This window comes from Arthrobacter sp. 131MFCol6.1 (assembly GCF_000374925.1).
Taxonomy (GTDB): domain Bacteria; phylum Actinomycetota; class Actinomycetes; order Actinomycetales; family Micrococcaceae; genus Arthrobacter.
Genome location: NZ_KB895541.1, coordinates 264,147 through 275,317, shown reverse-complemented (window position 1 = coordinate 275,317; position 11,171 = coordinate 264,147). Strand labels below are relative to the sequence as shown.

Sequence of the window (11,171 nt, the reverse complement as noted above, 5' to 3'; positions counted from 1 at the left end):
GTGTTTACCCGAGAATTCAACGACCCCGCCTGCCAGGACGTCCGGGAAGTGGGCGGCAAGGCCGCGGGCCTGGCCCAAATGACCGCCGCCGGGCTGCCCGTTGCCCCCGGCTTTGCAGTGACCGCGGCCGCCTACCGTGCCTACCTCCAGACAGGGGGCCTGCAGGAATTCACCCGCGGGGTGCTCGACGGCCTGGGTACCAGCAGGGAGCAGTCAGCGTTCGACGACGCCGACCGCGCCATTAGCGAACGGTTCACCCGGATGCCCCTACCCGACTCGGTAGCGAACGCGATACGTGCAGCGTACGCCAAGCTCTGCGAGGACACCGGCGTGGACAACATCGCCGTCGCCGTACGGTCCAGCGCCACCGCGGAAGACTCGGTGGGCGCCAGCTTTGCCGGCGAGTTCGAAACGTGGGTGGACATCGTCGGCGCGGATGCCGTGCTCGAATACGTGCACAAATGCTATGTCAGCGTCTTTGCCGGCCGGGTCCTCTCCTACCTCGCCGAGAAGGAGATCGATCCGCATGCCATCGAGATGGCCGTGGTGATCCAGAAGACCGTGCGCGCCCGCGCCGCGGGCGTGATGTTCACACTTAGCCCCACCAGCGGCGACCGGTCCAAGATCGTGATGGAAGCCAGCTGGGGCCTGGGCTTGTCAGTGGTGGGCGGTGAAGTGACACCGGACCGCTTTGTGGTGGACAAGGTCGGCCTCGGCATCGCGGACCGGGTGGTGGGCAACAAGATCATCGAGTACCGCCGCGGTGACGCGCCGGTGGACGTCCCTGCCGAACGCCGCGATGTGTTGTGCCTGCAGGATGACGAGGTGGTGGCGCTGGCTACGCTCGGCAAGAAGCTGGAGCGCATCCATCAGGCACCTCAGGACATTGAATTCGCGGTGGACGAAGAGCTCCCCGAGGGCAGCAACCTGATCCTGCTCCAGTGCCGTCCGGAGACCGTCTGGTCCAATGCCGACCGCAAACCGGCGTTCGACGCAACGGCGGGCATGATGTCCTGGATCACCGGCAGCATCTCCGGTGCTACCGCTCCGCCTGCCCACGCGCACGACGCCTCACACCAGCACTGAGCCTGACGGTACGGGCTTCGGTATCAAATGCCAGGAGCTGGCCGCGCAGCAGCGCGGCCAGCTCCATATGCGGTGCTGCGGATGGGTACAGCTCGGAGACAGTCGCCCATACCGATATATGGGGACGTGGGCTGTGTCGGAAACTCTCTCTGACGAGGGGACGTGCTGCGCCCAACGTGGGGATGCGCAGCGTATTCCAGCCCTGCATACACTGGACTCCCTATCGGCGCCTTGCTACCTAAGGCTCTCAGGAAGGCCTGACAACTGCCGGGAATCAAGGGTGACCTTTAGCCCTGCGAAGACGACGCCACTTATCGCCGTAATCCACGCCAGCCGCTTCGAGACCCTCATTTATCCGACGAGCACGGCAGAAGTCTCACCAGGGCCCATCGTTGGCGTCCTCAAATGCACGCGGAGGGATCCCTCTCTGCGCCAATGCTTTACGCACGGTCTGGTCCCTATTACTCGCCCGTACCTTCTGAACGTGCTCCTACACGCCTGCAGGTTGCGGACCGTGCGGCCGAGATCTTGACGTCATACTTGCATTTTGCAAGTATGAGCCGCATGAGCCTTTTCATCACCTGCCCGGTCGAGAGCGTCGAGCGCGCGACCGCCTTCTACACCGCCCTGGGCTGGACCCTCAACCCAGAAATGTCCGATCACAACGTGTCATGCTTCGCGATCGCGCCCGAGCAGTACGTCATGCTCGGCAGCCGCGAGATGTACGCGAGCGTCGGCGGCGCCGAGGAGCTGGTCGGCGGACCCGATACGCCCTCGAAGGTCACAGTCTCGTTCGACCTCGGCAGCCGTCAGGCGGTCGACGAGCTCACCGAACGCGCCGGCGCCGCCGGCGGGCGGATCGGTGAAACCGACGACTACCCCTTCATGTACCAGCGCCAATTCGACGACCCTGACGGCTACCACTATTCGCCGTTTTGGATGAAACCGGACGCCGATCCGACCGAGTGAGCGACCTCGCCGCGGCCCTCGATGTCGTGGGAGCACGGTGGGCCCTGCTCATCGTGGAGCGGCTGCTCGACGGGCCGCAGCGCTACGGCGATCTGCAGCGCGACCTCGGAGTGCCGACGAACATTCTCGCGACCCGCCTGCGCGAGCTCGAGGGGGCCGGGGTATTGTCCCGTCTGCCCCTCCGGCACAACACCCGGGCCTATGCGCTGACCGACCGCGGGCTTGCCTTGCGTGAGGCGATCATCGCGCTAGGACGCTGGGGCAGCGATGAGGCCTAGGCATGGCGCGGAATCGCGATACGCTCCGACGAGGTGGCTGGGCTCTGCCCCTGCAACACTGGGGCGGGCTGGATCCATAGAGGCGGAAAGGGTGTTGAGCTGACGGTAGAGGGTTCGGGCAAGGTAGAGCTTGAGGGATCTTCGGATTTCGCGATAGCCGCGGGCTTCTTAGGTGCGTTTGGCGACGTACTCCCGCGTTCCGGGATGGTGAACCATCCGGGTCATGGTGATGGTGTGCAAGGCACGATTGAGGCGCCTGTCACCGCCCCTGTTGAGCCGGTGACGGACAGTAGTACCGCTTGAAGCCGGCAAGGGATTTACCCCTGCCAGTGACGCGAAAGCAGCTTCGCTTCGAACCCTTCCTGGATGCGACCAGGCCGTCAGGACGGCAGCGACTGAAACGGCGCCAGCGCCCACCATCTCCAGCAGCGGGGCGGCGGACTTTGCTGAATCAGCTCAGTCATGCGCTTCTGATTAGCCCCCAGCAGAGTGGTCACTTCGAGAGCGCGGCGCGCCAACCGAACCGCTTCCTCTCGCGCGATCGCTAGTTCGATCTGCTCCTGCCGTTCCCCCATCTAGTGATCGTGGCGATCTGGGCGGGAACCAGAGGCTTACGGGCGTCGACTCCAAGGTCATGTGCCCGGAGGAGGGCGATGAGTGCATTTACGTTCATTGTTCGTTCCCGCGTCAGCCGATCCCGTGCCGCACTCAGGATCCTGAGCCCGGCACGGGTTCCTTCATCCCGGCGCGGGGCTCGAAGCTGGGACTCCTCCAAGCCCAGGACAGCGGCTCCGATGGCGGCGGCGTCCAGCGGGTCGGATTTGCCCAGCCCCCGGCGCCCTCGGGCGTTCATCCGTGGAGCTTCGGCAACGTCATAGCCGGCGTCCGATACTGCCCTGGCCAGACGGGCCCCATATGAGCCGATACCCCCAACAGCCCACAGACACCCCATATCGCCGTCTGTCCTTCGACCTACCCAGGCGAGTGCGCGTGAAATCCCTGCCGAGGTGGTCGGGAACTGCAAGCACGCGACCTGTCGCTTAGTGCTGGCCTCGATGATGGCGTAAGTGTGGGTGCGGGCGTGACAGTCCACGCCGATGACGAACGGGCGGGTCTGCGAAACGATAGTCAACGCACCACCCTCCTTCCTTTCGAACGGGCAAGAATGGCCGCAGCACGACCGGCGCCGGACCTGGGAAGAGTCACCCCGAGGCAAAACTGTGATGAGCCACAACCTCAGAGGCTGGGCAAGCTTCTAATCAAGCCACCGACGTGGAACAGGTCAGCGCCGGCCGCTCCACCCAGGGCGGACAAATCGGGGGAAACGCACCCTCGAGGGGCAATTGTTTTTTCGAGTCACGCACCAGGAAGAACGACCGGCATCAACATTGCCAGCTAGTCCCAGACCAGCCACGTAAAGACTCACAGTTGTTTTTTGGCTGCTGGCGGAGCTTCGCGTAGCTGTGCCCGACGGAGCTGGCGCAACCCGAAGGGCAAGCAGCGGATGGATTGTGGGAGGAAATAAGCGCAGCGCCGACACAGTCCATCCGCTGCGCTGCCGTCCGCAGGACGGTTGAGCCGGTGGAGCGGACACGTACGATCCACAGGACAGCAGCAAAAAACAGAAAAGACGCTTGTACAGCCCGAGCGCAGCGAGGTCCGAGGGCCTAACTCGGGCGCTACCTGGACGAGGCTGGATAACGATGGCGCCCGTCACCCGCCCTTCAGGAGAACCTATTGTTTGGTGCTCTCGCGTGCAGCGAAAGCTTGCTGGTGGCGGTAGAGCGTTGCGCGGCTCCAGCCGACGAGGCGGGCGGCGTCTTCCGCGGTGCGTCCCTTCGCGCGGGCGTCCTGAGCGATCGCCAGCTTCTCCGCGATGACGGCCGGGTCGGACACCGGCCGGCCGAAGCGTGCTCCGTTCTGCCTGGCGACTGCGATGCCGGCGTTGACGCGCTCGACGAGCTGGGCGTCCTGGCTGGACGTACTGACGCGCGTATATCCCAGTTGTCTCACTCAGCCATTCTGACTCGGAAAGGCCCCGGAATGCCCCTCGCCGAGACGATTCATGGTGAGACGAGTTAGCGAGACATCGGCGAGCCCCACTTTCTCAGCCGCTTGACCGGCTCATCCGGTCGTGGGTCAGTGTCTTGGAAAGCTGTTGCATTCCAAGACAGCGCGCCCCGAATGAGGCTTCGCGGCCAGCCGGCAGCAGCTCGTCAACTCTCTCGACACTGTTGCCGCAACAAGATTGTGGGCTTCGCGACTTCGAATTTAATAATGGATGACCTTCGTTATTCGTGAGGAATATCCCGCAGAGTCAGAATCCGCCCGTCTACATCGACACGGATATAGCCGTCCTCCCGGGAGGGTCCGTCATAATTCCAACCGAATATGATTAGCGCCTCAGCTGCAGCCAGAAGTAGACTTTGTTTTGTTGCCGCATCCGAGAAATCGTATGATTCAATTTTCCCGAGCAGTTTGGCCGTGGGACTCACACCGAACGTGTCAAAGCTTCGGAGTATGTACTCCTGACCCGTGGTTGGATCTATCAAATCTTTGTCGTCGACTTCAAAAGGAATCACTGCCTCACCTGCGGTCAACTTGAAGGCACCGCCGGGGCGGTAGGCCAGTCCAGCGACCCGTTGCAGTTTGATATTTCGATCCTCATCGGCAACGTATCGGCGCCCGAGGAGCGGATCTTTGGAATCGAGCTGATAGATTTTGAACAATATTCCCCCAATGTTAGATACCTAAACCTTGATGCGGTTACGGCAAGGAAAGTATCCCAGAGCATCTCGGCCATGGCAATGTTTGAAGCTCACCATTTGCTCGGGATTTTGGCAAGATTTGCAGCTAATGGGACGAAACAGTAAATAGTGAGTTCCGCCATCAGCTACCAATCATCGACCCGACCCCGATGCATGTCGCCTGGAGCACGGTCAAGCGTTTCTTCGCGACATTCGGAACAACCACTCGTCCGCCCTCCAGTGGACCCATGATGTGATTCCAGCGATATGTCCAAAGGTGCACCCGGGCTGCTGGAAACCCTTCAAAATACCGGATGCACGATCGGCTTCTTCACATTCCCTTCATGAAGCACCCAAGACGCGACTGACAGCGGCCAACGCCGCCGCGATGCTGCCTCTTGAGCTGGGGGGCGTCTGCCGTGATTGTGCACACTGCCCGCCCGACGTGGTCAAATTCCTGATCCTCTGCATCACCACGTGCGCGCTCGGAATCTGGGTTGCCGAGCCATCAGCGGCGACCCAGCACATCAGCTTTGAGGAGGTGAAATGCTGCGGTTCGCCACGGATGGGGCGTCAAGTATGCTGCCCTCAGTGGTGAACTGCCGCCAATCCACCCTTGAACCGTGCGCTAGCTGCCCGAGGCGCCGTTCTCCGCGGACACCATGAGGTTGTGGTGGATGACGGTGATGCTTTTCAGCGACCACCGTGGCGAGCAGCATTCCATAATGAGTGCCAGCTGCTCCTTGTGCCCACTTTCCCCGAACGGGCTAGGCCACCGCCTGCAGGGCTGCAGCGATGGGCTGGCTGCCGTCGCGGAACCCGATAGTCCGGCCGATTGCGGCGGGCAGCTCCAGGACGGCCGCGGCGACGGGGGCGACGTTGGCGCGGGCGGTTTCGGCAGCCTGCCAGGGCTCGTTGACGTGGATGTCTATCAGGCCGCTGCCCGGCTTGTCCGTGAGCGCGCCGGGGCCGAGGATGGTCCAGTCCAGGCTGGTGCCGCGCAGGTAGGAGTCAGCGGCGGCCTTGGCCTCCGCGTAGTGGAAGAAGGGGTTGTCCCGGGGCACTCCGTGGTCCGGTCCGGCTCCAAGATAGGACACCATAACGTAGCGGCCGACGCCGGACTGGGCAGCAGCGTCCATCGAGCGGATCGCGGCGTCACGGTCCACGGCGTAGGTCCTCCCGGGGTTTCCGCCGCCGGCACCGGCCGACCATACGACGGCGTCGTGACCCGAGAGCGCCTCCGCGATTTCCGCCGTCGTCGCATTTTCCACGTCCAGGACGACTGGGGTGGCGCCGGTCGCCGCGACTTCGGACGCGTGTTCGGGGTTGCGGAAGATGGCGGTGACCTCCTGCCCGTCCGCAGCCAGGGCTTTGGAGAGTTCCCTAGCCACTTTTCAGTGGCCGCCGATGATTGCGATTCGGGTCATAGACCCATTCTGTCCCACGTCCGGCAGCCAGGCACCCTTTGCGTTATCAGATTCGGCGGCGTTGCCGGGGCAAAGTCAAGGAGTCGGAGCAACGCCGGGGTTTAAGCCGCCGCTTGCAGCGGCTGGTTCAGCCGGTTGGCCGGGGTCTGCAGTCACGCCGGGCAGAACCCGCCAACAAGTCGAGCACGGTCATGCGCTTACCCGGGTAAGTAGCCATGAACAGTAGAGACATCAATGAGTGCAAGCCAGCCAAGGCAACCCACTCCCCCAGCCAGCGTCACGTCATGCATTTAACGGCCCTCCCCGCCATGAACGTGTAACCAGCGACACCCTTACCCAAACACGAGAGGAGGCAACGACCACCAACAAAAATGGGCCCCCGCAGGGGCCCATAAAAGGAGATTTGTACACATTCAGAGGCCCACAAGCCCCTGAACAGGAAAAGCACGTGCCCGAGGTGGGACTCGAACTGCATTCCCGGCCTTGCAAACACTGAGAACCCACGGAAACATACGGAATCCGGGCCAGTCCCACAGTTGTAGGACCCAATCCGACGCCCAAGGTGTTGACACTGTCAACACCTTCGCCTTTGCCCATTTCTTGCGCCAAAGAATGCCACTGCCCCCGCTCCGGAGCAACGGGGGCGCGGCGAAGACGCCCTGCAGGGTGCCGAGACGGATCCCGCCCCAGCGGTCGGCGACGATGGTGGTCTGCAGCCGCGGCCGGCACCGGCGAGCATGCCGGCGGCAATGACCAGGGGCACCGGTCCTGGCAGGAGCGCGAGCAGAAGGACGTCCCTGGTGGCGGTTCCGCTGATGATGACGATGCGTGCCGTGGCGGGGATGTCGGCGAAGGGCAACCGGCCGCCGTCCTGTCCGGCGTCGACGAGTCCGAGGCCGAGCGCGGCCACGGTGTGGTCGGCGCCTTTCTCCATGAGCAGCGGGATGATGGTCAGCGTCACGGCGTAGAGACCGAGGGTGAGCAGGACCATGAGCGCCTGCAGGCCCAGGAGTTCGGTGCTGCGCCGGGTGGACTTCACGGCCGTCATCTTGCCGGTCTCCTTGGATCCGTGCACACCGTGCCGCCACGTCCGGTTCAGGCATCGGGCGTGCAGCGGCGCGGTGGCGCCCGTGCTCGGCCGGCTTACGGGGCGATGCGTCGCTTCTTTACGGACGCCCGTTGCGAAACGCCGTGGAGCGACCTGGTGCATGTGACTGTTAACTTCGACCTACGACGCCCGGTCGCTGGTTTGGCGCCGCGCCGCGTGGCCCACCGACACGCGGGGCTCACGCGACGGACCGGCCCAGTGCTGCCTCAGGCGTCCGGGAACTGCGCTTCGGCCCGCTTCCACAGGGCGAGCAACGACGCGGCAAGCCGGTCCGGCTCGACCCGGTGCGGCGGATCGAAGTGATGCCGCTCTGCAAAGACGTCCAGCCGGAAATCCGGAAAGACCTCGGCCAGTCGCTGCGCGATTTCACCATAGTCATGCGGGTTGCTGAGCGCGCCCAGGGCGAAGTAGACAGGACGCGTATAGGCCGCCAGGGCGGAGCGGTTCAAATCGTAGGTTTCAAAGGTGTCCAGGAACGCGGCGATCCCGGCAGGTCGTTTCGTCATCCAGGGTGCCGGATCACCGCCGGGAGGGGGCGGCACGTCCACCCCGTCCCTGAGTCCGAGCCGCATGAAGCCCGCCATGAATTCGTCCGGGGGTAGCGTCCGCAGCTGTCGGTATCGTTCCCAGACCCGTCGGTGTTCCGGGCTCCAGTCCCAGCTTCCGGCCCAGGCCGGCTCCAACAGGGCCAGGCTCTGAACACGTTCGGGATATCTGGCCGTAAAGGCTAGGGCGGCGGCGCCGCCGCCGGAGTAGCCTGCAAAGTGGAAGGCGTCCCAGCCTTTCTCATCGGCAAACCGGGTCACGCCGTCGATCTCGGTATCCAGGGTGTAACCGGTGGGCGGTTGGGGCCCCGCATACACCTCCAGATCCTTGGCGACCGCATCGACACCGGGACCTAGAGAGGCTAGCAGGGCACCGTAGGCAAGCTCCGCCGGGAGCACGCTGCCGGGAAGGAGGAGTACGCGGGTAGGCTCCATGGGACCAGATCCTAGTCCCCGCCGCGGCTACCAACAACGGGGCCGGCTAACGGAATTGGCCGTTATGACGGCAGGGAGCCGCCATAGCCCTAAGGTGGCACATCTCAGTCCCGTTCGATCGTCCGGCCGATCATGTCTCGCGGTGCGTTCCCAATCGGAACCTGGTCGTGGCTGGTGCTTGGCGGCAGTTCTTCCAGATGATGGGTGACCGGAACGGAGGCCATCCGCGGGTGGGTGTAAGCGAGAGCGTCGATGCTTTCCAAAACTGTTACCGGGCGGCGAATCCGACCCGGCCGGCCGGTTCGCGATCTCCCTGGACCGGCTCGGCTACGCCAAGGACAACCACCTCCTCGGCACCGACCTGGTCCGCACCTTCGTGCGCCGGAACCCGCCGGCCACCTTGGACGGCCAGTTCAAGGACGACCTCGCGCAGCTGCGCCGCGGCATCCGGGCCCTCACAGGCCGGGACCAGGTCCTCGGCGGGCGCTACGGGGAACTCACCGTGGCCGTGCGGGATGCCGGAGGTTCGGTGTTCGACTGGGTGGATGACACTGAGGCGCGCGCAACGGTGGAACAGATCGGCGGAGCAGACCGCGATCTGGCAAGCAGGATCGTAGCCCGGGCGGCAGCCTGAGCGGCTCGTCCCTGCTCTGGAGGGGCGCCGTTACCGCAGGCCGGCGGCCCTCAATTAGCGGGCGAATAGGACCCCACTGCCCGTGGTCACGGTCGTGTACCCGTACCGGGTGCCCGTGACCTGCACAGAAATCTTCTTGTCCCGATCAGCAGTCCGGACTTTGTAGGTCGAAGCCGTCGCCCCGGAGATCGGGCTCCCGTTGCGCAGCCATCGGTACGTGAATTTGGTTCCGTGCGTCCAGAGCCCCGGCTTCGCCGTCACGATCCTTCCCGCCTTGGCTGTGCCGGCGATCGTGGGCGTCGAGGCCCTCAGGGTGGCGGGCCCTATATTCTGCGCGGCCTTGATGGTCTGGGTCTTCAAGGTCCGGCCCTCCAGCGTGGAAGTGACCTTGACGGAGATATTCGTTGCGAAGTCCGCATGCTTCAGTTGGTACCCGGCGTTGGTGGCGCCGTTGATCGGGACGCCGTTACGCAACCACTGGTAGGACTGGGCGAGTCCCGGACGAGAATCGGCCCAGACGCCGAATCCGACGTAGAGAATTCCCCCCACCCTCAACGTTCCTCGGCTAATAGCCGGTGGCACCTTTTGGGTCGGTTCAGGAAGCGTCACGGGCTTCGGAGCGGTGACCCTGACCCGGGCGGTGGCGTAGCCGGGTGCTAAGGCGGTCACGAGGACGGTGACCGTGGTATCGACGTCGTTCGCGTCGGGGCTGTAGGTCGAGCCGGTGCCGGACACTTTTCCGTCCGGGGACAGCCAGTTATAGGTGACGGTCAGGGTTTCGGACGGCGCGGACCAAGTGCCGGGCGTCACGGACATGGCCCGCCCGATCAGAGCTTCGCCGGTCAGGACGGGCTTGGCGACGTTCGTCAACTGCTTCAGCTCGACTCCTGCGGCCGCCGGTACTGCCACCGCGTTGGAGTAGGCGTCGTATTTATCGGTGTCAGTGAACAGGACCAGGGTGTGGCCCTGGTCCTCGGCCGTGATGGTGTAGGTCCGGCCGGTCGCGTCGGGAACCGCGACACCGTCTCGCAGCCACTGGTAGGCATGCGGGTACCGGTTCGGGCCCAGGATGCTGTCATGCCAAGGTACATCGTCGGTGCCGGTCAGGACTTCCCCGAGGCCGGTTCCGCCGGTGACCACGGCGCCGGGAGTCGCCGGGGAGAATGAGCCGGATCCGGCGTGTCCGATGACGGTGACCGGATCGTAGCCGGCGGCGTAGGCGTTGACCCGGACGCTGAGCGACCCCGTCGGTCCCCAGCCTGTGCGGTCGAACGTTCGGCCGGTGGCACCCGGGATGGGCTCGCCGTCGCGCAGCCACTGGTAGTTGAACTGGACGTCCCGGGCAAGACCCCAGTCGATCCATCTGCCCGTGCGGGCAACCATGATGGGGCTCGGCAGGGCCGGGTACGTGGTCGCGGGCTCGACCCTGAAAGTGACGGCCGGCTGGAGTGACTTGATGGGGCCGGAGGCATTCGAAACAGGCACGCCCTTGAGGGACCACATGGTTGACGTCGCGTAGCCGGGCGCCGTCGCGGTGGTCGTGACCCGGACGTACTTGCCGGCGTCCGCCCTTGTGAGCGTGTACGTGGCCCCCGTGGCACCGAGGATGGGAACATCGTTGCGGACCCATTGGTGTGTAAGTGTTGCGTCAGCCGGTTGCCAGGCGCCGTCGAAGACGGTGAGCGTGTTGCCGACCAGCAGCGCGCCGGCGGCGACCGGGCGGGGACCGGTCGCCGCCTCATTGATCAACACCGGGTAGGCGGAGCCGTCCGCTGCGGTGCAGTATTTGACCCAGTCAACCACCGGGCCGCACACCCCGGTATCGGCCTGCGCAGGAACGGCCAGCCCGGCCAGCAACAGGGCGAGTGCCCCGCCCGCGGCGAGGCGGACAGTCTTCTTGTTCAATTCTTCCCCCAGTCTTCGGACCGGTCCCCCGGCCCCG

At 64.5% G+C, this 11,171-nt stretch carries 9 protein-coding genes and 2 pseudogenes; 4 read left to right on the top strand and 7 right to left on the bottom strand.

Annotated features, from left to right (window positions below; genetic code table 11):
- The 3 genes from C566_RS0101305 to C566_RS0101295 all read left to right on the top strand — a co-directional run bounded on the left by C566_RS0101305 (nucleotide 1) and on the right by C566_RS0101295 (nucleotide 2,333).
- On the top strand, nucleotides 1–1,086 hold the full coding sequence (locus tag C566_RS0101305; protein WP_018772514.1) for a PEP/pyruvate-binding domain-containing protein: 1,086 nt from the start codon (nucleotides 1–3) through the stop codon (nucleotides 1,084–1,086).
- 564 nt (nucleotides 1,087–1,650) lie between these two features.
- Nucleotides 1,651–2,055 carry a VOC family protein gene (locus C566_RS0101300; protein WP_018772513.1) on the top strand — a complete coding sequence of 135 codons (405 nt, stop codon included), beginning with the start codon at nucleotides 1,651–1,653 and terminating at the stop codon, nucleotides 2,053–2,055.
- On the top strand, nucleotides 2,052–2,333 hold the full coding sequence (locus C566_RS0101295; protein ID WP_018772512.1) for a winged helix-turn-helix transcriptional regulator: 282 nt from the start codon (nucleotides 2,052–2,054) through the stop codon (nucleotides 2,331–2,333). The genes C566_RS0101300 and C566_RS0101295 overlap by 4 nt, the downstream gene beginning before the upstream one ends.
- 75 nt (nucleotides 2,334–2,408) lie before the next feature.
- On the opposite strand, the pseudogene C566_RS20435 reads toward C566_RS0101295, so the two are convergent.
- The 6 genes and pseudogenes from C566_RS20435 to C566_RS0101265 all read right to left on the bottom strand — a co-directional run.
- Nucleotides 2,409–3,465, bottom strand: a pseudogene (locus C566_RS20435) (IS110 family transposase); the annotation flags it as partial.
- 602 nt (nucleotides 3,466–4,067) lie between these two features.
- Nucleotides 4,068–4,295, bottom strand: a pseudogene (locus C566_RS20430) (helix-turn-helix domain-containing protein); the annotation flags it as partial.
- Between the two features lie 329 nt (nucleotides 4,296–4,624).
- Nucleotides 4,625–5,062, bottom strand: a complete 438-nt coding sequence (locus C566_RS22565; protein WP_155846701.1) for a hypothetical protein — start codon at nucleotides 5,060–5,062, stop codon at nucleotides 4,625–4,627.
- 785 nt (nucleotides 5,063–5,847) lie between these two features.
- Nucleotides 5,848–6,471, bottom strand: a complete 624-nt coding sequence (locus tag C566_RS20425; protein ID WP_018772508.1) for an NAD(P)H-binding protein — start codon at nucleotides 6,469–6,471, stop codon at nucleotides 5,848–5,850.
- 610 nt (nucleotides 6,472–7,081) lie between these two features.
- Entirely contained in the window at nucleotides 7,082–7,555 is a 474-nt protein-coding gene (locus C566_RS20420; protein ID WP_155846700.1) for a hypothetical protein, read from the bottom strand.
- Between the two features lie 266 nt (nucleotides 7,556–7,821).
- Nucleotides 7,822–8,595 carry an alpha/beta fold hydrolase gene (locus C566_RS0101265; protein ID WP_018772507.1) on the bottom strand — a complete coding sequence of 258 codons (774 nt, stop codon included), beginning with the start codon at nucleotides 8,593–8,595 and terminating at the stop codon, nucleotides 7,822–7,824.
- 376 nt (nucleotides 8,596–8,971) lie between these two features.
- Here C566_RS0101265 and C566_RS22250 point away from each other — a divergent pair, with 376 nt between their 5' ends.
- Nucleotides 8,972–9,229: a hypothetical protein gene (locus tag C566_RS22250; RefSeq protein WP_231386225.1), complete on the top strand. Its 258-nt coding sequence runs from the start codon at nucleotides 8,972–8,974 to the stop codon at nucleotides 9,227–9,229.
- A 54-nt stretch (nucleotides 9,230–9,283) separates the two neighbouring features.
- Here the strand turns inward: C566_RS22250 and C566_RS0101250 are convergent, their stop codons facing one another.
- On the bottom strand, nucleotides 9,284–11,134 hold the full coding sequence (locus tag C566_RS0101250; protein ID WP_026266265.1) for a hypothetical protein: 1,851 nt from the start codon (nucleotides 11,132–11,134) through the stop codon (nucleotides 9,284–9,286).
- Nucleotides 11,135–11,171 lie beyond the last annotated feature (37 nt).